The following is a 22,370-nucleotide window of genomic DNA, read 5'->3' on the forward strand; positions in this document are numbered from 1 at the left end:
TAATCCTCATAAATATTTTTTGATACTACGGTTCTTTTTGGGTGGATCTATCTGTTCACCAGTTCTGTGGTCGTAAGAGCCTAAATGGCTACCATCGCTTGCGCGGTAGGCTTCAAGCTCGCCATGTAGATAGTCCCATTCATAGATTATTCGGCCTTTTGCGTTGATCCAGCGATCCCTAAGCCCACCGTTGAACGGTGTTTTCTTTTTCGCTCTTCTTAAATCGGGAAAGGCTGTGATATCCGACGTTTCGGGAGCGGGGTGATAGGTATGTCCCGCTTCAGCGGTGCCTTTCGCAGAGCTGACAACGATATAAATCGGTTTTACACCCGAGTCTGCGGGAAACACCAGAATGAAATCTTTGTACTCCGGTGGATAAAGCGGATTCACCAGTATCCCGTCCGCCGCCTTCGTCGGTGGATACACCCAGATATGCGGTGCCTGCGGTGCGGCCTCCAGTGCTGGAATGCCGAGAATGTCCGAGCCATCCACCGCCGGGGTCCAGAGCAGTTCGACGCCTTCACCAAGATCCGCAACGAACCGGTCGCCGCGGGCAATGAACTGCACGACATCGACCATTTCCCAATCGCGGGTCTTACCGGTGTAGAAACCGTAACCCTTGAGGCTGCCATCGGCCTGTTGCTCGACGCGCAGGCGCACGCGGGTTCGGGCTTGTTTTGAGTGTGCTCAGTTGCTCATCGGTGTAGAGCGCGCTGTCGCCCAGGCTGGATGGCATCAAAAGGGCAACCAGTCCCACCAAAGACGCAGCCGCCGCAGGGGAGGCGAGCGCCGGTAGCACATCAAAAGCCGAGCCTGCCAAGGCCAGACTGCCGAACACGACCGGGATGGTGTTGGCGCTGATTTTCTTGAGAGGAATGCCGCCGCTTGCGTCGGCTTCGCGAGCGCCGAGCAGGATCAGCTCGCCGTAATCCTTCAGGCTGTCGGTCGGCACCATGCCGGAAGGATTGCTGTAATCGATAATCGCATCCGACAACTTGCAGGACTTGGCGAATACACAGCCGGCACGCACGGCTTCAGGTTTTTTCGCAGGCACTTCACGGCTGTGCTCGAAAGCCTCCTGCCGCGCCAGCATCGCGTCGTAAGCGTTTTGCCCGGCTTCGCGCTCGGCCAGTTCTGCGGCCGTCATATACCGCCAGGTAACGTGATGCCCGTCGCCCTGCGGTGGGTTTTGCACCCGGGGAATGTCCTGTTCCGCGCCACTGATCGTCCCTTCGTTCATCATCGACAGCCCCTCGGAAAGGGGCTGCAGGACGTTATCGAAGCGGAGAAAGTGTGGCTGTAGGACGGGTCGCTAATGACGTGGGGATTGTTCGCTGCGTAACTGTCAGGCGGAGAATCTGTGGCGAGGGGCAAGCTCCCTCGCCACAGGGGTCATTGCAGTTGTGAATTCTTGCGACTCGCCGCCGCCGTCACCGCATAACCAATCACCGCCGCGAGGATCGAGCCGGTGAGGATGCCCATGCGATCCATGCCGGCGTAATCACTGACGCCTGGCTCGAAGGCCAGCGAGCCGACGAACAGGCTCATGGTGAAGCCGATGCCGCAGAGGATCGCGACGCCGAGGATCTGGCCCCAGTTGGCGCCTTGGGGCAGGGCGGCGATGCCGATCTTGACCGCCAGCCAGGTCAGGCCGAACACGCCGACGGTCTTGCCCAGCAGCAGGCCGATGGCGATGCCCATCGGTACGTCGTGGGTGAAGCTTTCGACGGTGACGCCGCTCAGTGACAGGCCAGCGTTGGCGAAGGCGAACAGCGGCAGGATGCCGTAGGCGACCCACGGGTGCAGCGCGTGTTCGAGGGTCAGCAGCGGCGACGACTCGGCGTTTTTCGTGCGCAGGGGAATGCAGAAAGCCAGGGTCACACCGGCCAGTGTCGCGTGGACACCGCTCTTGAGCACGCAGACCCAGAGGATCAGGCCGATGATCATGTACGGCCCGAGCTTGACCACGCCGAGCCGGTTCATCGCCACCAGCGCGGCAATGCACGCAGCCGCCAGGCCAAGGGACAGGGTCGAGAGTTCGCCGGAATAGAAGATTGCGATGATGACGATGGCGCCGAGGTCATCAATGATCGCCAGGGTCATCAGGAACAGTTTCAGCGACACCGGCACGCGTTTGCCGAGCAGGGCCAATACGCCGAGGGCGAAGGCAATGTCGGTGGCGGTCGGAATGGCCCAGCCACTCAGGGCGGCAGGGTTGTCGCGATTGAGGAACCAGTAGATCAGCGCCGGCACCAGCATGCCGCCGATCGCCGCTGCGCCAGGGAGGACGATCTGTGAGGGCCTGGACAGTTGACCGTCGAGCACTTCGCGTTTCACTTCCAGACCGATCAGCAGGAAGAACATCGCCATCAGGCCGTCATTGATCCACAGCAGCAGGGGTTTGGCGATTTTCAACGCACCGATCTGCGCCACCACAGGGGTGTCGAGCAGGCCGGTATACAGCCACGACAGCGGTGAATTGTTGATGATCAGCGCGAGAACGGCTGCGGCGATCAACAGCAGACCGCTGGCGGCTTCCAACTGAAAGAAACGCGTGAAAGTGCTACGCAGAGGCAAGGTCGCTCTCCATCGATTCAAGAAAAGGTGAAACACCCTAACCCGTACCGTTAGTTGTTAAAACAAAAGTTATATTCTTTTTTGTTATATGTCGTTACAGGCTGTCTGGCTCGGGCAGCACTGAGCCTAGCAGTTGCCTGACACATTGAGACTCAGCTGTATCTTTGCCGTCTGCCGGATTTTTCCTAAGCTTGCGCCAGACCTTTTCAGGAGACCGATCTCCTGCTGATTCAACGAGAACCGAAACTATGAGCGACAACCGACAGTGGGCCCGCGAAGCCATCCGCATCATTGAGGCGGACTTCCAGCGCAGCGCCGACACCCACCTGATCCCCTTGCCGCTGCCAGGTTTTGCCGGCATCGAGTTGTATTTCAAGGACGAGTCCAGCCACCCGACCGGCAGCCTCAAGCATCGCCTGGCCCGTTCGCTGTTCCTTTACGCGCTGTGCAACGGCTGGCTGAAACCCGGTGCGCCGGTGATCGAAGCGTCCAGCGGCTCGACGGCGATTTCGGAAGCGTATTTCGCGCGCATGCTCGGTTTGCCGTTTATCGCGGTGATGCCCGCGACCACCTCGAAAGAGAAGATTGCCCAGATTGCCTTCTACGGCGGCCAGAGCCATCTGGTGCAGGATCCGACGCAGATCTACGCCGAATCCGAGCGCCTGGCCCGCGAGCATGGCGGTCACTTCATCGACCAGTTCACCTACGCCGAACGTGCCACCGACTGGCGAGCGAACAACAACATCGCCGAGTCGATATTCCAGCAGATGCGCTACGAAAAACACCCTGAGCCGACCTGGCTGATTTCCAGCCCCGGCACTGGCGGCACTACGGCGACCCTCGGCCGATACGTGCGCTATCGCCAGCACTGCACCCGGGTGTTGTATGCCGATGCCGAGCGCTCAGTGTTCTTCGATTTCTACCAGACGGGAGATGCCAGCCTGCGCCTGGACTGCGGCTCACGCATCGAAGGCATTGGCCGGCCTCGGGTCGAAGCGTCGTTCCTGCCCAAGGTGATCGATGCGATGGTCAAGGTGCCGGACGCCTTGTCGCTGGCGGCCATGCATTATCTGGCGCAGCGTTTGGGGCGGCATGTCGGCGGGTCGAGCGGGACCAATCTGATCGGTGCGCTGATGGCGGCGCAGCAGATGAAAGCGGCGGGGCAGTCGGGGTCGATCGTGGCGATCCTGTGCGATGGCGGCGAGCGTTATGCCGACACGTATTACGATCAGGAATGGCTGAAGGCGCAGGGGTATGAACTGGGTGATTTGATTGCAGCGGTGGCGGCGAGTGCCGAGCGCGGGGAGGCGCTGCCGACCTCAGTGCTGCGCGCGAATATCTAAAGCCAAATGCAGAAACCACTGTGGGAGCGAGCCTGCTCGCGAAGGCGGAGTCACATTCAACAACTTCGTTGAGTGACAGACCGCTTTCGCGAGCAGGCTCGCTCCCACAGGGTTTTGCGTTGTTGCGAACTTAGCGGATCAGGCGTCGAGGCCGAGGATATCCCGCGCCACTGCCTCGGCAATGCGAATCCCGTCGACACCCGCCGAGAGAATTCCGCCCGCATAGCCCGCGCCTTCACCGGCCGGGAACAGGCCTTTGACGTTCATGCTCTGCAGCGACTCGTTGCGGGTGATGCGCAGCGGCGACGAAGTGCGCGTCTCGATTCCCGTCAGCACCGCGTCGTGCAGGGAATAACCGCGAATCTGCTTCTCGAACGCCGGCAAGGCTTCACGGATCGCCTCAATGGCAAAGTCCGGCAGCGCCAGCGCCAGATCGCCCAGCGCGACGCCCGGCTTGTACGACGGCTCGACTTCGCCCAGCTCGGTCGAAGGCTTGCCGTTGATGAAGTCGCCAACCAGTTGCGCCGGAGCCTTGTAGTCGCTGCCGCCAAGGATGAACGCGTGGGATTCCAGGCGCTCCTGCAACTCGATACCGGCGAGCGGGCCGCCCGGATAATCGACTTCCGGGGTGATGCCGACGACGATGCCGGAGTTGGCATTGCGCTCGTTACGCGAGTATTGGCTCATGCCATTGGTGACCACGCGATTGGGCTCGGACGTCGCCGCGACCACAGTGCCGCCCGGGCACATGCAGAAGCTGTAGACCGAACGGCCGTTCTTGGCGTGGTGCACCAGTTTGTAATCGGCAGCGCCGAGTTTCGGGTGGCCGGCGTACTTGCCCAGGCGCGCGCGGTCGATCAACGATTGTGGGTGTTCGATGCGGAAACCCACCGAGAACGGCTTGGCTTCCATGAACACACCACGGCTGTGGAGCATGCGGAAGGTGTCGCGGGCGCTGTGGCCGAGGGCCAGGACCACGTGTTTGGAATGCAGGGTTTCGCCGCTGGCCAGTTGCACGCCCACCAGTTGGCCGTCTTCGATCAGCACGTCGCTGACGCGCTCCTGGAAGCGCACTTCACCGCCCAGTTCGCGGATCTGCTCGCGCATGTTTTCGACCATACCGGTCAGGCGGAACGTACCGATGTGCGGCTTGCTGACGTAGAGGATTTCTTCCGGCGCACCGGCCTTGACGAACTCGTGCAGGACTTTGCGGCCGAGGAATTTCGGGTCCTTGATCTGGCTGTAGAGTTTGCCGTCGGAGAACGTCCCCGCGCCGCCTTCGCCGAACTGCACGTTGGACTCGGGGTTGAGCACGCTTTTGCGCCACAGGCCCCAGGTGTCCTTGGTGCGCTGACGGACTTCGGTGCCGCGTTCGAGAATGATCGGTTTGAAGCCCATCTGCGCCAGCAGCAGGCCGGCGAAGATACCGCACGGGCCGAAACCGACGACGATCGGCCGCTGCCCCGGATCGCTGGGTGCCTGGCCGACGAATTTGTAGCTGACATCCGGTGCCACGTTGACGTTACGGTCGTCGGCGAACTTGCCCAACACCTTGGCCTCGTCGCGTACGTTGAGGTCGATGGTGTAGATGAAGCACAGTTCGGAGGACTTTTTGCGCGCGTCATAGCTGCGCTTGAACAAGGTGAAATCGAGCAGATCATCGCTGGTGATGCCCAGGCGTTGCACGATGGCGACGCGCAGGTCTTCTTCGGGATGGTCGATTGGCAGCTTGAGTTCGGTGATTCGTAACATGGCGGGGATCCGGATTCGCGGGGCGCACAACTGCGCCAGGGCGTTTGAAGGCGGCGATTATAAGCCGCCGCGAGCGGATCCGTGGGGGAAAAACGATCAGTCGTTGCGTGCGCCGCCGAAATAGCCGCAGCCGCGCTGGACCTGACCGTCGATGCGCAACTCGGCGCTCATGTGCTGCACGCTGCCGGTGCTGCTGTCGACACAGCGCTGTGGCGCGACCCACAATTCAATGCGCTGGTTGTTGGCTTCGCTGCTGAGATTGAAGCGGCCGTCGCCCAGTTGCTCTTCCACATACGGCACGGCCAGTGGAGCCTGGCCGTCGCGCTCGATGACCATGCCTTTGCCGCTGACCTTCACATTCCACTCCGGGCCATGGCCGGCAGCGCGCAGGATCAACAGTTTGAAGTTCGGATCGTCGCAGGCCGTGCCCGAGCGTTCGACGCGATACAACTGACCCAGGTCGAGGCGGTCGCCGGAGACCTTGCCGCGCACATCGGCAAACAGCTTGCCCTGCTCGTCGGCGAGGGTGGCGGCCTCTTGCAGGACGCTGGTACCGCCGATGTCGTTGACCACCAGTTGCCGCTGATCCTGACACGGCTGGAACATCAGTTTGCCGTCGGCGGCGGTCAGTTGGCCCTGCATGCGCGTCTGCCCGGCATGGGACACACTTTCCCGCTGGCCGTCGAACAACTGGCAGGCGGCAAACAACGGCAGCAGGGCAACGAGGATGATCGAACGGGCAACACGCATCTTTGGCTCTCCAGACAAGTGTCGCCACGTTACGCAGCCTGACCGCTCATCACAAGGGCCTTAACCCACGTGAAACGTCTGACCTGTTTGCAGGCCTTCGACACTTTTCGCGTAGGCCAACGCCACTTCCGCTGCAGGAACTGACTTGAAGCCACGGAAGTAAGGCGCGTATTTGCCCAGGGCTTCGGTCAGTACGGTCGGGCTCACCGAGTTCACCCGCAGACCACGCGGCAGTTCGATGGCGGCGGCGCGGACGAAGCTGTCGAGCGCGCCGTTGACCAGCGCTGCCGAGGCGCCGCTGCGAATCGGGTCGTGGCTGAGTACGCCGGTGGTGAAGGTGAACGAGGCGCCGTCATTGGCGTACTCGCGGCCGATCAGCAGCAGGTTGACCTGGCCCATCAACTTGTCTTTCAGGCCGAGGGCGAAGCTGTCTTCGGTCATTTCGTCCAGCGCTGCGAACGTGACGTTGCCCGCCGCGCAGATCAGCGCGTCGAACTTGCCGGTCTGTTCGAACAGCTTGCGGATCGAGGCGCTGTCGCTGATATCCACCTGCAATTCACCGCTGCTGCGTCCGATACGAATGACCTCATGGCGTTGTGACAACTCTGTGTCCACCGCCGAACCGATGGTGCCACCGGCGCCTATCAACAGAATCTTCATCGAGCTGTACCCCAAGTGAGTAATGAGGTTTCAGTCTAGAGTGGTTTTTTCGGTGGATAAGCGCACTAATAGGCAACCTTTGGTTTTCAAATGGAAACAATCCATGAGCGAAATGGATGACCTCGCTGCGTTTGCGGTACTGATCGAGGCCGGCAGTTTCACCCTCGCTGCACAGCAGTTGGGCTGCAGCAAGGGCCAGTTGTCCAAGCGCATCAGCCAGCTCGAAGCACAATTCAGTGTGGTGTTGCTGCAACGCACCACCCGGCGCTTGAGCCTGACGGCAGCGGGGGCGGCGCTGCTGCCACAGGCGCAGGCGCTGGTGGCTCAGGTCGAACGCGCGCGGCAGGCTTTGGCACGTTTGAAGGACGACATGGCCGGCCCCGTACGCATGACGGTTCCGGTATCGCTCGGCGAGACTTTCTTCGATGGCTTGCTGCTGGAATTTTCCGGGCAATACCCTGAGGTGCAGATCGAGTTGGAGCTGAACAACAACTATCGCGATCTGTCGCGCGATGGCTTTGATCTGGCGATTCGCGCCGAAGTGGCCAATGACGATCGGCTGGTGGCCAAGCCGCTGTTGGCGTGGCACGAAATGACCTGCGCCAGCCCGGCCTACCTTGAGCGGTTCGGCGAGCCGGCGACGCCGCATGCCTTGGCCGAGCATCGTTGCCTGCTCAACAGTCATTACAGCGGGCGCGAAGAATGGCTGTATCACCAGCAACACGAACTGCTCCGGGTGCGGGTCTCAGGCCCATTCGCCAGCAACCATTACAACCTGCTGAAAAAAGCCGCGCTGTCCGGTGCCGGCATCGCCCGTTTGCCTTCGTATCTGCTGCAAGCCGAATTGGCTGACGGCCGCTTGCGCTGGCTGCTGCGCGATTACCAGACCCGACGGATGCCGATGTATCTGGTGCACCCGTATCAGGGGGGATTGCCGAAACGCACGCAAGTGCTCGCGGATTATCTGATGGGCTGGTTCAAGCGCAGTGGCGAGGCACTGGATCGACTCCAGCGCTGACACCGAACCTGTGTAGGAGCTGCCGAAGGCTGCGATCTTTTGATTTTTAGAAGCAAGATCAAAAGATCGCAGCCTTCGGCAGCTCCTACTGTTTCAAGTCAGCCTTGGCATCGGCGGGCAATCAGGTGATCGATCGACAATTTGCCCGGCCCGGTCGCCATGAGGTACAGCAACACCGCCGCCCAGGTGCCGTGGGTCGGGTAGGCATCCGGGTAGACAAACAGTTGAATGGTCAGGGTCATGCCGAGAAGAGCCAGCGCCGAAAACCGCGTCGCCAGGCCGAGCAGGATCAGCAGCGGAAACACATGCTCGGCAAACGCCGCCAGATGCGCGGCCATTTCCGGCGACAGCAGCGGCAGGTTGTACTCGCTCTGGAACAACGGAATCGTCGAATCGGCCAAACGTGGCCAGCCCAGTTCAAAGGTGCCGTCAATCAAGTCGATGGCCAGACCTTCGACCTTGGTTTGCCCGGACTTCCAGAACACCGCGGCAATGGAGAAACGCGCGATGAAGGCAATCAGGCTGTGCGGGATCTTTTCGAACAGCGCGATGACACGCAGGATAAAAGCGTTCATGGCAACTCCTTGTAATTCAGCTGGGTGATCGCGTTGTGCGCAATCAGTAAGGCGAGGGTTTGGGCGAGATCGAACGGCGGACTGTTCTCTGCCGCCGCGAGCAATGGCGAACCCTTGAGCAGATGGCGAATAAACACGCTCGCCCCCGGCTCAAGAGCAAATACTTCAACGTCGAGACCGTTGCGCAGTACCAAGGCATGCTGGCCCTGGTTCAGGCCGATTCCCGCCAGACCTTGCTCCTGCTGATGCGCGGCCCAGATCGCAACGACCGCGTAGGCTGAGTCGAGCAGGTGCAGGGAGGGATGCAGTTTGAAACACAACTCGCTCAGCGACTGCGGATCGGCCAGCGCGGCACTGACTTGCTCCGGCCGGATGGGCTGCGCATCGGCGGCGTGGTAGGCGACAGTGCGCAGGTACTCAAGGCGCGCGACGTCCGCGACATAAGGCACGCCGGCAATCGGTTCGAATTGCGCGATGAAGTCGGCGAAGTCCTCGCCATAGCGGCTCATCAACGGACTTCGCGGCGGCTGACCGCGTACGAAAATCGCCGCCATGGCACGGAAAAATTCCTCACCGACCAACTGCTGCACCACCGGGTAACTGTCGGCCAGAGCATTGATCAGCGAGCTCTGCACATTGTTGCGATAAACCGCGAAACGCCGTGACGGATCGGCGCCGTTGCGGCTGCACAGGCCCTTGGGGTACGGCAGTTGCACATTGAGCAGGGCGGCGGCGAAGTCCGCTTGCGTACTCATGCCGCACGCTCCGCGCGACGCAACAGCGTCGCGGCTTGTCGCGCTTCGGCGAGCAATACGTCAAAGGCCGGCACGTGATTATCACGTTCGATCAACGTCGCCACCGGGCCGATACGGCGCAGCACTTGCCGGTACAGATCCCAGACGGCCTGATCAATCGGCGCGCCGTGATCGTCGATCAGCAAGCGGTCGCCGAGGTTGTCGCAATCCTCAGCGAAGCCGGCCAGATGAATCTCGCCGACCGCGTGCAGCGGTAACGCATCAAGGTAGGCCAAAGGATTGCGCTGATGATTGATGCACGACACGTAGACATTATTGACGTCGAGCAACAAGCCGCAGCCGCTGCGGCGGATCACTTCGGCGATGAACTCGGCCTCGTCGATCGTCGAGTGCTCAAACCCCAGATAGGTCGCCGGGTTCTCCAGCAGCATCGGTCGTTTCAGAGTGTTCTGCACCTGGTCGATGTGCGCACAGACGCGGTTCAGCGTCGGCGTGTCATAGGCCAGTGGCAGCAGATCATTGAGGAACACCGGGCCGTGGCTCGACCAGGCCAGATGTTCGGAAAAGGCTTGCGGTTGATAGCGCTCGATCAGCTCGGCAAGGCGTTTGAGGTGCTGGCTGTCCAGCGGGCCTTCGCCACCGATCGACAGGCCCACGCCGTGCAATGACAGCGGGTACTGCTCGCGGATCAAACCGAGAAAATGATGAAACGGGCCGCCGGCCACCATGTAGTTTTCGGCGTGGACCTCGAAGAAACCAAGGTCGGGAATGGAGCCGAGCACTTCGAGGAAGTGCCCGGTCTTGAGCCCCAGCCCGGCGCGGGCAGGAAGCTCGGAGCGAGCTGCCTGAGTGCGCGGCAGGGACGGTTCGTGTTGATTGAACATGGGCGTCACTCAGGCAGGCCGTGGATCAGGACTTGGCTTTGAAGGCTTCGAGCTGACCGAAACCGGTCGGCGAGGTTTTGCTTTCGGTGGTAGCGCAGGTGCCTTTTGGAACAAGTTTCCAGGCGTTGGTCTGATAGTCCATTTTCGCCGTGCCGGCGCAGGTAGTGCCGGCACCTGCGGCGCAATCGTTCTTGCCTTTGAGGGCCACGCCGAAGCATTTTTCCATGTCCGCATCAGCGGCCTGGGCGGTGGAGACAGTGGCGATGCTCAGAGCGGAACCGAGGGCCAGAACCAGGGCGGTAGCGGACAGGGTACGGGTAGTCGCAGTCATGATGTTTCTCCAGTTTTTTATCAGGGTTACTGCAAGCGGTTTGCGCTTGCTTGTCCCTCTAGAGAACGCTCACCGCGATGCGTTACAGCGGGCCGCAAAACTTTTCCAGAGATTTTCCTGACACGGCTATCCCTTGTGGGAGCGGGCTTGCTCGCGAAAGCGGTGAATCAGTCGACATCTTCGTAAACTGACACACTGCTTTCGCGAGCAAGCCCGCTCCCACAGGGGGGAGTAAATCCGCAGTTTCGGGGGCATAAAAAAACGGCCCGAAGGCCGTTTTTTTGTGCAGCGATAACACTCAACCGCCGAGGTACGCCTCGCGTACTTTCGGATCGGTCAGCAGCGCTTCACCAGTGCCTTGCATGACCACGCGGCCGTTCTCCAGAACGTAGGCGCGGTCGGCGATTTTCAGTGCCTGGTTGGCGTTCTGCTCGACCAGGAACACCGTCACACCGTCCTTGCGCAGCTGCTCGATGATGTCGAAGATCTGCTGGATGATGATCGGTGCCAGACCCAGCGATGGCTCGTCGAGCAGCAGCAGCTTGGGCTTGCTCATCAGCGCACGGCCGATGGCGAGCATTTGCTGTTCACCGCCGGACATGGTGCCGCCGCGCTGGTTGAAACGTTCTTTCAGGCGTGGGAAAAGTCCGAGAACCTTGTCCATCTGTTCCTGATAGTCGCCCTTGTCGGTGAAGAATCCGCCCATGGACAGGTTTTCTTCCACGGTCAGACGGGCAAACACCCGACGACCCTCCGGCACCACGGCGATGCTCTTGCGCATGATCTGCGAGGAGTCCTGGCCGACCAGTTCCTCACCCATGTAGCGGATGCTGCCGCTGTGCGCCTGCGGCGAACCGCACAGCGTCATCAGCAGCGTGGATTTGCCTGCACCGTTGGCGCCGATCAGCGTCACGATCTCGCCCTGACGGACTTCGACGTTGACGCTGTGCAGGGCCTGGATCTTGCCGTAGAAGGTGGAAACGTTTTCGAACTGCAGCATTTACGCTTCCCCCAGGTAGGCTTTGATCACTTCAGGATTGTCGCGGATCTGGTCCGGCGTGCCGTCGGCCAGCGGTGTGCCCTGGTTGATCACGACGATGTGGTCGGAAATGCTCATGACCAGTTTCATGTCGTGTTCGATCAGCAGCACGGTGACGTTGTGCTCTTCGCGCAACACACCGATCAGCGCCTTGAGGTCTTCGGTTTCCTTCGGGTTCAGGCCGGCGGCCGGTTCGTCGAGCATGAGGATCCGCGGACGGGTCATCATGCAGCGGGCGATTTCCAGACGCCGTTGCTGGCCGTAGGCGAGGGTGCCGGCGGTGCGGTTGGCGAACTCTTTGAGGTTGACCTTTTCCAGCCAGTACTCGGCAAATTCCATGGCCTCGCGCTCGCTTTTGCGGAACGCCGGGGTCTTGAACAGACCGGACAGGAAGTTGGTGTTCAAGTGACGGTGCTGGGCGATCAACAGGTTCTCGACCGCGGTCATGTCCTTGAACAAACGCACGTTCTGGAAGGTACGCACCACGCCTTTGAGGGCGATCTTGTGGCCCGGCAGGCCCTGGATCGGCTCGCCGTCGAGCAGGATGCTGCCGCCGGTAGGTTGATAGAAGCCGGTCAGGCAGTTGAACACGGTGGTCTTGCCGGCGCCGTTCGGGCCGATCAGGGCAACCACCTGTTTTTCCTTGACGGTCAGCGCCACGCCGTTGACCGCCAGCAAGCCGCCAAAGCGCATGCTCAGATTTTCGACTTTAAGGATCTCGCGGCTCATTTGCGCAACTCCATGTGTGGGCGTTGCATCGGCAGCAGACCTTGTGGACGCCAGATCATCATCAGCACCATCAGCGCACCGAACATCAACATGCGGTACTCGCTGAACTCACGCATCATTTCCGGCAACAGGATCATCACGATCGCCGCCAGGATCACACCCAGTTGCGAGCCCATGCCACCCAGTACGACGATGGCGAGGATGATCGCCGACTCGATGAAGGTGAACGACTCGGGCGTCACCAGCCCCTGACGTGCAGCAAAGAAGCTGCCGGCGAAACCGGCGAACGCAGCACCCAGGGTGAACGCGGAGAGCTTGATCACGGTCGGGTTCAGGCCCAGCGCGCGGCAAGCGATTTCGTCTTCACGCAGCGCTTCCCACGCACGGCCGATCGGCATGCGCAGCAGACGGTTGATCACGAACAGCGCAGCCAGTGCGAGCAACAGCGCCACCAGGTAAAGGAAGATCACCTTGTTGATCGAGTTGTATTGCAGGCCGAAATACTCGTGGAACGTCTGCAGGCCTTCGGCGGCTTTGCGCTCGAAGGTCAGGCCGAAGAACGTCGGTTTCTCGATGTTGCTGATGCCGTTCGGGCCACCGGTGATGTCGGTCAGGTTACGCAGGAACAGACGGATGATTTCGCCGAAACCCAAGGTCACGATCGCCAGATAGTCGCCACGCAGACGCAACACCGGGAAGCCCAGCAGGAAGCCGAACGTCGCCGCCATCAGGCCGGCAATCGGCAGGCAGATCCAGAAGCTCAGGCCGTAGTAATGCGACAGCAGCGCGTAGCTGTAGGCGCCGACGGCGTAGAAGCCGACGTAACCCAGGTCGAGCAGACCGGCCAGACCGACGACGATGTTCAGGCCCAGGCCAAGCATCACGTAGATCAGGATCAGCGTTGCGATATCCACCGCGCCACGGGAGCCGAAGAACGGCCAGACCAGGGCGATCAGAATCAGCGCGATGATGAAGTAGCGCTGGGTGGTCGGCAGGGTCAGAAAGTTGCTGGCCTTGGCCGGGATCAGCGGCATGCCCGGCGAGGAGCGCCAGGCCTTGCTGATCTGCTGGTTGAACAGCACCCGCAAGAACATCAGCACCGAGCAGATCGCGATGGTCGCAAGTACCGCAGGGCTGGTGTTGTGCACTTCCAGATTGATGCCGACGATGGTCAGTTTCAGACCCAGTACCGGGTAGGCCACCGCCCACACCAGCAAGGCACTGAACAGTGCCTGTTTAAGATTCCTAGTCATACTTTCTCAACCTCCGGACGGCCCAGAATGCCGGTCGGACGGAACAACAGCACCAGAACCAGCAGGCCGAACGCAACGACGTCCTTGTACTGGTCGCCGAAGATATCGGCACCGAACGCTTCCGCTACACCGAGCACCAACCCGCCGAGCATGGCCCCGGGGATACTGCCGATGCCGCCCAGTACCGCAGCGGTAAAGGCCTTGAGGCCGACGAGGAAACCGGCGTTGGGGTTGATCACGCCGTATTGCATGCTCAGCAGCACGGCAGCGACTGCCGCCAGCGCAGCACCGATGACGAAGGTCAGGGCAATGATGTTGTTGGTGTTGATGCCGAGCAGGTTGGCCATCTTGATGTCCTCGGCACAGGCGCGGCAGGCGCGGCCCAGGCGGGAACGGGAGATGAACAGGGTCAGGCCGAGCATGGCGATCAGGGTCACCACGAACACCACGATCTGCATGTAGGAAATCAGCACTTCTTGTGCGCCACCCGGACCGAAGGCGAAGTTGCCCGGGATCAGGTTGGGGATAGCTTTGTCCTTGGAGTCTTGCGCCAGCAGAACGGTGTTCTGCAGGAATATCGACATACCGATGGCGGAAATCAGCGGGATCAGACGGTTGCTGCCGCGCAGGGGGCGGTAGGCGATCCGTTCGATGCTGTAACCGTAGGAACTGGTGACGACGATGCTGGCGATGAACGCCGCGGTCATCAACAGCGGGACACTGTCGAGTCCCATCATGGTCAGCCCGGCGATGGCGATGAACGCCACGTAGGAACCGATCATGTACACCTCGCCGTGGGCGAAGTTGATCATTCCAATGATGCCGTAAACCATCGTGTAGCCGATGGCGATCAGGGCATACATGCTGCCAACGTTGAGGCCGTTAACCAGCTGTTGGAAGAAGTGATAGAGGTCAGGCATTACAGCGCTCCTAAAAACCTGTACGCATTTCACTGGTGGAGTCATTTTCCCGCCCGGCCCCGTGGATCTCTATCCACTTCGAATCCGGGTTTTGCCAGCGAACCGCTGATGACGGTTTTGAGATTTTCAGGTGGGCCGACTGGCGGATCACGCCAGCGCGGCCCTTACATTCGCAAAACAAAGCCCACGGCACGCCGTGGGCTTTATTGGCAGTCAGTCGGGCAAGGCCTTACTGAGGCGAAACTTCGGTTTTAGGTTTGCCGTTGTGCCACTCGTACACGACAAATTTGAAGTCCTTCAGGTCGCCCTTGTCGTCGAAGCTCAGGTCGCCGGTCGGGGTCTTGAACGAACCGGCGTGGATGGCTTCAGCCACTTTGGTCGCGTCTTCGGACTTGGCCGCCTTGATGCCTTCGGCAATCACGGTCACTGCCGAGTAGGACGGGAACACGAACGGACCGCTCGGATCTTCCTTCTTGGCTTTGAACGCGTCAGCCAGGGCAACGTTGGCCGGATCCTGGTCGAAGGATTTTGGCAGGGTCACCAGCAGGCCTTCGGACGCGTCCTTGGCGATCTGGGTGATCGAGTCGTTACCCACGCCTTCCGGACCCATGAAGCGGGCTTTCAGGCCTTTTTCCTGAGCCTGACGCAGGATCAGACCCAGCTCCGGGTGGTAGCCGCCGTAGTAGACGAAGTCGACGCCGGCTTGCTTGAGCTTGGCGATGATTGCGGAGAAGTCTTTGTCGCCGGCGTTGACGCCTTCGAAGACGGCAACCTTGGTGCCTTTCTTCTCGAGGGTCGATTTCACGGCGGTGGCGATGCCTTCACCGTACTGCTGTTTGTCGTGCAGCACGCCAACCACTTTCGGTTTCACGTGATCGGCGATGTAGTTGCCGGCGGCAGGGCCCTGGGCGCTGTCGAGACCGATGGTGCGGAAGATCATTTTGTAGCCACGGGCGGTGATGTCCGGGCTGGTGGCAGCCGGGGTGATCATGATCACGCCTTCGTCTTCGTAGATGTCCGAAGCTGGCTGGGTAGAGCTGGAGCACAGGTGACCGACCACGAACTTGACGCCGTCGTTGACGACCTTGTTCGCTACCGCTACCGCTTGTTTCGGATCGCAGGCATCGTCGTATTCAACGGCTTCGAGTTTCTTGCCGTCGACGCCGCCCTTGGCGTTGATCTGCTCGATGGCCATTTTCGCGCCACTGAACTGCATGTCGCCGTACTGGGCTACTGGACCGGTTTTAGGGCCGGCGATACCGATTTTGATGGTGTCAGCTGCGAACGAATGGCTGGCAACCCCGGCCAGAACCATAGCGGCAAACAGTTTGGAAATCTGCTTAGTAGCCTTAGTCATAGTGCTCCACTCTTACTGTTGTATTTTTTAGAGTTCTGGCGCCGTAGCAGCAGAACCGGGTCAGATATCTTTGCGATACCCTCCGGAAAATGCCCCGGCAACTGTACCGGTACAGTGTAGAGCGCCGCTTGATCAACTGGGAAGCGGGCGCCACGGGGCAAAACTTGGGGGTGTCGCATTTTTGAATGAAAGAGACAGAATTGCGGCGGGCAATCGGGGGCATATATCCCAAAAGGCAGCATTCCCTGGCGCTCCTGCTCTTTTCGTTCGGTGCAGCGATTTGCAACCGGGTTTTTCTGACGGACCACCGACGTTATCATTCGCGTCGATTTCTTTTCCGGACAGCTCCCATGAATCAAGAACCTAGCACCCTCTATGCCAAGCTGCTTGGTGAAACGGCATCTATTACCTGGAAAGAGCTTGAGCCGTTCTTTGCCAAGGGTGCCCTATTGTGGGTCGACCCAGCGCTCGATTTGATCGCCGCCGCCGAGGCCGTGGCATCGGATGAAGGCGAGAAAGTCGCGGCCTGGCTGGCCGACGACAAGGTCGCCAAGCTGTCTGAAACGCGGGCACTGGATATTTTCGAACGTGATCCGCAGCTCTGGGCCGTAGTGGTTTCGCCGTGGATTCTGATCCAGGAAAGGGCGGCTGTTTAATTGCCTGCACCTTTTTGGTGCCTCGATTGGCGCACCGCAAGTGTGTAGCGGAGTAGCGTGATGGCACCTTGCCGTGGAGAAACACCACGCCTCACGGTGACGTAAACGTAACGGGAACAGTTTATGGAGCGGCCTGAAGGTCGCTTAATTGTTTCTGGATGTTCGTAAAGCTGAATTCGTCGGTGAATTCGAGGGGGCCTTCGCGAGCAGGCTCGCTCCCACACTGCAATGCACTTTCCTGTGGGAGCGAGCCTGCTCGCGAATGGAGCGACTCGCTGCTGGATCAGACCGAGAACGTCTTCCCGGTATGGTTATTCAGCGAGATCACCTTGGTCTTGCCAATCCGGTGGCGGTAGATCTCGCGCAGGTACTTGATCGACTTCTTCACGCAGTCGCGTGACAGGCGAATGTCATTGATCGAGACGAACTTGTCCTTGTCGTTGATCAACTCACGGTATTTCTTTTCGTACATCGGTTTGATCGCGTACCAGTTGGTATCGAGGATCTTCGCCGGGTTTTCGAATTCGTTGAGCAGGTCGTCGATCCGCTCCTCGTCGAAGTCTTCCTGAATGATGAAGTCGAGAATCGAGTTATCCAGCGTCTCGTCGAAACGGTACGGATTCTTCGCAAAGCAGCGCTTGATGAACGCCACGATCAACGTGAGGAAATCGTCCGACAGGCACGGGCTCTTGGCGATCAGGGTGGTCAGCGACAGGTTGGCCGAAGCGCCGATCACCAGCGCATAGCGCTTGAGCGTGGTGTTGGGGAACAGGCTGTTGAGATGGGTCTTCAACCGGTTCAGGTCCATGTAGGACAGTTTGTAGTCTTTTGGCAGCGAGACGATCGAGACCACCGACGAGCAATTCTTGAAAAAGTGCAGGTCGTGCAGCGCGGCGGCGTCGTAGCCGGAATTCTTGTACTGCTCAAGCGAAGCGCGATAACGCTTGGATTCGATCGGCAACAGGCTGATGCCTTCGATCGCCTGAGTGACCTTGTTGAAGTGCGGCAGGTCGATCGAACGGAAGAACAGGTCGTCGATGTTCAGGCGCTGCGGCTCTTTATCGAAGACCTTGAACTTGTCGCTGCTCGGCGGTGGGGTTTCCGGCACCACCGATTCGGCGTAGGCAATCGCCACCGGGCCGGCCAGACTCATGAACAGGTCGTTGGCATCCAGGCGGATGGTTTCGCCGATGTCGATGCCGGCGCGGCGGAAGTAGTTCTGGTCGTAGTCAGTGGTGACTGCCTGCGCCGTCAGAATGTTGAAGATCTGTTGCGAGATGTACTGGTTGGCGTGCTTCTCCATGGCATTGACATCAATGTTCTGGATATTGCCGTCATCGCTTTCTTCGGCGTAACGCATGATGTCGTTGGAGATCAGCATCATCGCGTTCCACGGGCGGATACGCCCCATCACGCTGGCTTCGCTGCTGTCTTCGTTGGCGAAGTTGTAAGAGAAATCCCATTCTTCCGAAAGGTATTTGCACAGCAGGCGCCCGGCGTTGATGTGCAGCGCTTCGGACATTTCGCTGCGGTGGTCGGAAATGTTCGGCAGCACGCAGATACCGCTGGTGAAGATCGGCTCGAAGACAAACGAATGACCGCTCTTGCCGTCATGCTCGTCCATCGGCTTGGTGTCGAAGGTCTTGTTCATGTACGAGTGCTGCTGCGCCAGGCCGAACTCCGAGGCCATGCCCGAACCGGTACCGCCGCCGGCACTGAAGATCGAGAAATACAGGCGCGACTGGTTGGCCTTGATCCCGCAGCTGTCGATCAGGTACGAGTGGATCATTTTCCAGTCGGGGCTGGAGAAGCGCTGGGTGTCCTTGTTGAGGATGATCTTCGCCAGATATTGACCGAGGATCGGCGCGTTACCGGCGCCACCGGCGTGGACTTCGGACAAGTCCATGATCTTCATTTTGCTGTAGTCGCGCAGGAAGCCGCTTTTCTCGCCCTTGCGCGAGAAACGGATGCGCCCGGCAATGTCCTTGTCGAGGTCGCCGAGCATCACCAGCGGTTCGACCAGAAACACCGGTTTGGTCGATTTGCTGGTACCGATGCGCAGATTGTTCTTGATCCACTGCGCCGGGCTGTAGCCCTTGTCGGCCAGACGCCGGTCGGTCGGGCGATCTTCGTTGTTGAATTCGTTGAGGTAGAACTTGCGCGCGTTGTACACCAGCTCCGCCACGTCGAGGGCGATGTTGGAGCCGCAGCGGCCGAGGCCGATCAGACACACCGAGGGGAATTCCTGGTCGTTGTGCTGCTCGTTGTCACCTTCCTGATGCGCCGGGCGCGGGAATACCGAATCACGCAGGCCGTCGAGGTTATCGAGGATGCGGTCGGTGTTGGTCTCGGTGAAGTACAGGTATTGCTGGGTCGACAGCGGGCGCGAAGGCTGCGTCGGTCTGGATAATGACGCGCTGTTCGCGGCGGGGCTCAGGGTCAGATCGGCTGTTGCACTGGCGGGGTTGTTTTTAGAGGTCATGGTGCGCCATTTACCTGGACTGGGTTGGCCCGCCGAACAGTGCCGGCGAACCTCACGGAAGAAGATCTCGCGTCTTGTGTGCGCGAATACGGCCCGGGCGTCGTAGTGCTGGCTGGTCTGATCGCCGGGCGGAATCCTTTCCTGATCGTTGATGAATCGGCCATGATTCGGTGATCTTTAATCGAAAAGAGGCGAAATGATGTCAACGCTACCTTCGTTGGGGTTTGCCGGAATCGGCCTGATGGGCCTGCCGATGTGCCAGCGTCTGCTGGCGGCGGGTTACCCGCTGACGGTGTGGAACCGCAACCCGGACAAGTGCGCACCGCTGGTTGCGGCCGGCGCCCGCCAGGTATCGAGCCCCGCCGAACTGTGCGCACACGCCGACATCGTCATGCTGTGTCTGGCCGATACCGCCGTGGTGCGTGAAGTGGTGTTCGGCACTGGCGGTATCGCCGAAGGTGCGAAAAACGGCCAGCTATTGGTGGATTTCTCCAGTCTTGAACCGACCGCGACTCGCGAGATGGCCGCAGAGCTGGCTGAGAAAAGCGGCATGGGCTGGCTTGACTCCCCGGTGTCCGGCGGCGTGGTCGGCGCCGAGGCCGGCAGTCTGGCGATCATGGTCGGTGGTGCAGCGGCAGATCTTGAGCGCGTGCGCCCGGTGCTGCTCAGCCTCGGTCAGCGCGTCACGCATATGGGCGGCGTCGGTGCCGGCCAGGTGACCAAGGCCTGCAATCAAATGATCGTTGCCTGCAATGCGCTGGTGATTGCCGAAGTGGTGGCGTTGGCCGAGCAGGCCGGGGTCGATGCCAGCCTGATCGCCGAGGCGCTGGCCGGTGGCTTTGCCGATTCGAAGCCGTTGCAGATCCTTGCCCCGCAAATGGCCGAAAGCCGTTTCGAACCGGTCAAGTGGCACGTGCGCACGCTGCTCAAGGATCTCGACACGGCGGTGAAATTTTCCCGCGAGCAGGGCTCGGCGACGCCAATCAGCGGATTGGCCGCACAGTTGATGCGCCTGCATGGGGCGCAAGGCTTTTTAGCGAAGGATCCAGCGACGCTGGTGCAAATGTATCGCGCGCCAGACTCAACGGATTGACCCCGAGCACGGGCTTGCGCTGGTTGATTTCATCGAGCACCGCGCGCAATTCGTCCAGCGGCACCGGGCGGCTGAGCAGATAACCCTGAATGAAGTCGCAGCCCGAACGCTCGAGAAACTCGTATTGCTCCAGGCTCTCGACGCCCTCGGTGACCACCTGCAGATGCAGAGTGTGAGCCATGACGATGATCGCCTGGACGATCTCCATGTCCGCCGTGGCGGTGGGGATGTCGAGGATGAACGAGCGGTCGATCTTCAGGGTGTTCAGCGGCAGGCGCTTGAGGTAGGCCAGCGACGAATAGCCGGTGCCGAAATCATCGATCGACAGCGACACACCGAGGGCGCGGATCTGCCGCAACAACACCAGAGTGTTGGCAATGTTGCCCATCAAGGCGTTTTCGGTGACCTCCAGTTCCAGGCGATCCGGGGCAACGCCCGCAGTGTGCAAGGCGTGTTCGATCTCCTCGGCCAGCTCTTCGCGCGCCAGATTCAGCGGCGAGCAGTTCCAGGCGATTTTCAATTCCGCACACCCGTGCCGCGACAGCTCGCCAAGATCCTTGCAGGCGCGGCGCAGCACCCAGTTGTCCAGTTCGGCGATCAAACCGTTGTTCTCGGCGATACCGATGAAGCGATCCGGCGTGAGCAAACCGTGAACCGGATGCTGCCAGCGAATCAGCGCTTCGAGCTTGGTCACGCGTCCGGTTTTCAGTTCGAAGATCGGCTGGTAGTAGAGCATCAGCGCGTTGTCTTCCCGCAGCGCACTACGCAGTTCTTCTTCCAGTTGCAGCTCGAAGCTGGCGCGGGTTTTCAGGCTGGAGTTGAAGAAGTGCAGGCCGTTGCGCCCGGCGCCCTTGGATTGGTAGAGGGCCAGGTCGGCGTGTTTGAGCAGCTCTTCGCAGGTGGTGCCGTCTTCAGGAAACAGGCTGATGCCGATGCTGGTGGTCATCACCATGCGCCGGCCAGCCAGTTCAATCGGCTCTTTCATCTTGTGCATGATGCGCTGCGCCATACCACGCGCCTCTTCGCGGTCGCGCAGGCTGATAAGGATGCAGAACTCATCGCCGCCGAACCGCGCGACCACGTCTTCGTGGCTGCGCACCGAGCTCCTGATGTGTTGGGCGATGACTTTGAGCAGCGCGTCACCGGCGTCATGGCCGAGGCTGTCGTTGATGCGCTTGAAGTGGTCGATGTCGAGAAACATCACCGCGAGCATGCCGCCCTCGCTGGTTTTCTGGCTGAGTTTTTCGGCGAACATCTGGTTGAAACCACGGCGGTTGATCAGATTGGTCAGCGCGTCGTAATTGGCCGCTTGCTGCAGGGACATGCGCGCCTGATCGAGTTGGCTGAGCAGGGCGTTGACCCGGCGCAGGTCGTTTTCCTTGTTCTGCAGCTTTTTGTCGGCGAGGGCGGCGCTGATCGCACTGCCGAGGATCAACAGGATGATCAGCGCCACGGTCAGGCCCAGTTGCAGATGCCCGGTTTCACTGCCGCTCGCTGCGAGGACGCCTTCGGGAAGCACCAGATCCAGCGCAGCCATGCCGGTGAAGTGCATGCTTATGATGCCGGCGCCGAGAATCAGCGCCGCGCTGTACTTGAGCAATTGATGGGCGACGCCGCTGCCCTCGCTCAAGTAGCGCGCCACCCACAGCGCGGTGAAGCTGGCGCCGATGGCAATCAGCACCGACAGCGCGAACAGCCCCGGCTGATAGTAGGCGGTGGCACTCGACTTCATCGCGGCCATGCCGACGTAATGCATGCCAGCGATGCCCAAGCCGATGACAAACGCGGTCTTCAGGCAATGCAACGCGCTCGGCTGCACCTCGCTCAGGGTGTGCATGGCCAGCCACGAGGCGAGCAGGGCGATCAGCAACGACAAGAGGGTGATGCCGAGGTCGTACTGAATATCGATGGGTGTCTGGAAAGCCAGCATGCCGATGAAGTGCATGGCCCAGATGCCGCCGGCCAGGCAGGTCGCGCCGATCCAGCGCCAGATGCGCCGCGACCCCGGGTCTTCGGCATGCACCAGGCGCTCTGCCATGTCCAGGGTGGCGAAGCTCGCCGCGCAGGCGACCAGATAGGCCACCATCACCAACAGAGGGTTGTGACTGCAATCGAGGATAATCTGCCCGCTCGCCGGCAGCTCGGCAACAAACTGCAAACCAAGCCACTCCATAGCGTGCCCCGTCTCGGATTCAT

19 protein-coding genes and 1 pseudogene are annotated in these 22,370 nt (G+C 60.4%); 4 read left to right on the plus strand and 16 right to left on the minus strand.

Annotated elements, in window-relative coordinates; genetic code table 11:
- Positions 1 to 6: 6 nt before the first annotated feature.
- Positions 7 to 1,240: pseudogene (locus AB4N53_RS25830) on the minus strand (S-type pyocin domain-containing protein).
- Positions 1,241 to 1,392: 152 nt separating this feature from the next.
- On the minus strand, positions 1,393 to 2,577 hold the full coding sequence (gene nhaA / locus AB4N53_RS25835; RefSeq protein WP_460124669.1) for a Na+/H+ antiporter NhaA: 1,185 nt from the start codon (positions 2,575 to 2,577) through the stop codon (positions 1,393 to 1,395).
- Positions 2,578 to 2,825: 248 nt separating this feature from the next.
- On the opposite strand from nhaA, the gene AB4N53_RS25840 reads away from it, so the two are divergent.
- On the plus strand, positions 2,826 to 3,920 hold the full coding sequence (locus AB4N53_RS25840; RefSeq protein WP_460124671.1) for a PLP-dependent cysteine synthase family protein: 1,095 nt from the start codon (positions 2,826 to 2,828) through the stop codon (positions 3,918 to 3,920).
- 138 nt (positions 3,921 to 4,058) lie between these two features.
- Here the strand turns inward: AB4N53_RS25840 and AB4N53_RS25845 are convergent, their stop codons facing one another.
- The 3 genes from AB4N53_RS25845 to AB4N53_RS25855 form a co-directional block, all read right to left on the minus strand.
- Positions 4,059 to 5,672, minus strand: a complete 1,614-nt coding sequence (locus tag AB4N53_RS25845) for an NAD(P)/FAD-dependent oxidoreductase (protein ID WP_460124673.1) — start codon at positions 5,670 to 5,672, stop codon at positions 4,059 to 4,061.
- A 96-nt stretch (positions 5,673 to 5,768) separates the two neighbouring features.
- Positions 5,769 to 6,422, minus strand: coding sequence for a COG3650 family protein (locus AB4N53_RS25850; protein WP_460124675.1), 654 nt, complete (start codon positions 6,420 to 6,422; stop codon positions 5,769 to 5,771).
- Positions 6,423 to 6,482: 60 nt separating this feature from the next.
- Complete coding sequence (locus tag AB4N53_RS25855) at positions 6,483 to 7,082, minus strand: short chain dehydrogenase (protein ID WP_460124677.1); 600 nt, start codon at positions 7,080 to 7,082, stop codon at positions 6,483 to 6,485.
- 103 nt (positions 7,083 to 7,185) lie between these two features.
- On the opposite strand from AB4N53_RS25855, the gene AB4N53_RS25860 reads away from it, so the two are divergent.
- Positions 7,186 to 8,100: a LysR family transcriptional regulator gene (locus AB4N53_RS25860; protein ID WP_460124680.1), complete on the plus strand. Its 915-nt coding sequence runs from the start codon at positions 7,186 to 7,188 to the stop codon at positions 8,098 to 8,100.
- A 98-nt stretch (positions 8,101 to 8,198) separates the two neighbouring features.
- Here the strand turns inward: AB4N53_RS25860 and AB4N53_RS25865 are convergent, their stop codons facing one another.
- From AB4N53_RS25865 to AB4N53_RS25905, 9 genes are all read right to left on the minus strand, one after another.
- The gene (locus AB4N53_RS25865) at positions 8,199 to 8,675 is read right to left on the minus strand and encodes a DoxX family protein (protein WP_460124683.1); all 477 of its coding nucleotides are present in this window, start codon (positions 8,673 to 8,675) and stop codon (positions 8,199 to 8,201) included.
- Positions 8,672 to 9,430 (minus strand): HvfC/BufC N-terminal domain-containing protein, encoded by a 759-nt coding sequence (locus AB4N53_RS25870; protein WP_460124686.1) that lies wholly within the window; start codon positions 9,428 to 9,430, stop codon positions 8,672 to 8,674. Before AB4N53_RS25870 ends, AB4N53_RS25865 begins: the two co-directional genes overlap by 4 nt.
- A complete protein-coding gene (bufB, locus tag AB4N53_RS25875) occupies positions 9,427 to 10,314 on the minus strand; it encodes an MNIO family bufferin maturase (protein ID WP_460124689.1) in 888 nt (295 codons plus the stop codon). Before bufB ends, AB4N53_RS25870 begins: the two co-directional genes overlap by 4 nt.
- A gap of 25 nt (positions 10,315 to 10,339) precedes the next feature.
- Positions 10,340 to 10,645, minus strand: coding sequence for a BufA1 family periplasmic bufferin-type metallophore (locus tag AB4N53_RS25880; RefSeq protein ID WP_460124692.1), 306 nt, complete (start codon positions 10,643 to 10,645; stop codon positions 10,340 to 10,342).
- Positions 10,646 to 10,943: 298 nt separating this feature from the next.
- The gene (locus AB4N53_RS25885) at positions 10,944 to 11,645 is read right to left on the minus strand and encodes an ABC transporter ATP-binding protein (protein WP_003222380.1); all 702 of its coding nucleotides are present in this window, start codon (positions 11,643 to 11,645) and stop codon (positions 10,944 to 10,946) included.
- Positions 11,646 to 12,413: a high-affinity branched-chain amino acid ABC transporter ATP-binding protein LivG gene (gene livG / locus AB4N53_RS25890; protein WP_186534383.1), complete on the minus strand. Its 768-nt coding sequence runs from the start codon at positions 12,411 to 12,413 to the stop codon at positions 11,646 to 11,648.
- Positions 12,410 to 13,666 (minus strand): high-affinity branched-chain amino acid ABC transporter permease LivM, encoded by a 1,257-nt coding sequence (locus AB4N53_RS25895; RefSeq protein ID WP_016771356.1) that lies wholly within the window; start codon positions 13,664 to 13,666, stop codon positions 12,410 to 12,412. Before AB4N53_RS25895 ends, livG begins: the two co-directional genes overlap by 4 nt.
- Positions 13,663 to 14,586 carry a high-affinity branched-chain amino acid ABC transporter permease LivH gene (livH, locus tag AB4N53_RS25900; protein ID WP_016771355.1) on the minus strand — a complete coding sequence of 308 codons (924 nt, stop codon included), beginning with the start codon at positions 14,584 to 14,586 and terminating at the stop codon, positions 13,663 to 13,665. Before livH ends, AB4N53_RS25895 begins: the two co-directional genes overlap by 4 nt.
- Positions 14,587 to 14,815: 229 nt before the next feature.
- Positions 14,816 to 15,943, minus strand: coding sequence for a branched-chain amino acid ABC transporter substrate-binding protein (locus tag AB4N53_RS25905; RefSeq protein ID WP_016771354.1), 1,128 nt, complete (start codon positions 15,941 to 15,943; stop codon positions 14,816 to 14,818).
- 350 nt (positions 15,944 to 16,293) lie between these two features.
- Here AB4N53_RS25905 and AB4N53_RS25910 point away from each other — a divergent pair, with 350 nt between their 5' ends.
- The gene (locus AB4N53_RS25910; RefSeq protein WP_415763443.1) at positions 16,294 to 16,599 is read left to right on the plus strand and encodes a DUF2288 domain-containing protein; all 306 of its coding nucleotides are present in this window, start codon (positions 16,294 to 16,296) and stop codon (positions 16,597 to 16,599) included.
- Between the two features lie 283 nt (positions 16,600 to 16,882).
- Here AB4N53_RS25910 and AB4N53_RS25915 read toward each other — a convergent pair whose 3' ends face one another.
- A complete protein-coding gene (locus tag AB4N53_RS25915) occupies positions 16,883 to 19,081 on the minus strand; it encodes a hypothetical protein (protein ID WP_460124696.1) in 2,199 nt (732 codons plus the stop codon).
- Positions 19,082 to 19,277: 196 nt separating this feature from the next.
- Here AB4N53_RS25915 and AB4N53_RS25920 point away from each other — a divergent pair, with 196 nt between their 5' ends.
- On the plus strand, positions 19,278 to 20,174 hold the full coding sequence (locus AB4N53_RS25920) for an NAD(P)-dependent oxidoreductase (RefSeq protein WP_460124699.1): 897 nt from the start codon (positions 19,278 to 19,280) through the stop codon (positions 20,172 to 20,174).
- On the opposite strand, the gene AB4N53_RS25925 is transcribed toward AB4N53_RS25920, so the two are convergent.
- Positions 20,065 to 22,347: a putative bifunctional diguanylate cyclase/phosphodiesterase gene (locus AB4N53_RS25925; RefSeq protein WP_460124702.1), complete on the minus strand. Its 2,283-nt coding sequence runs from the start codon at positions 22,345 to 22,347 to the stop codon at positions 20,065 to 20,067. The two genes, AB4N53_RS25920 and AB4N53_RS25925, sit on opposite strands and share 110 nt — an antisense overlap.
- Positions 22,348 to 22,370 lie beyond the last annotated feature (23 nt).

The sequence above is a fragment of the Pseudomonas sp. H3_E04 genome (assembly GCF_054668915.1).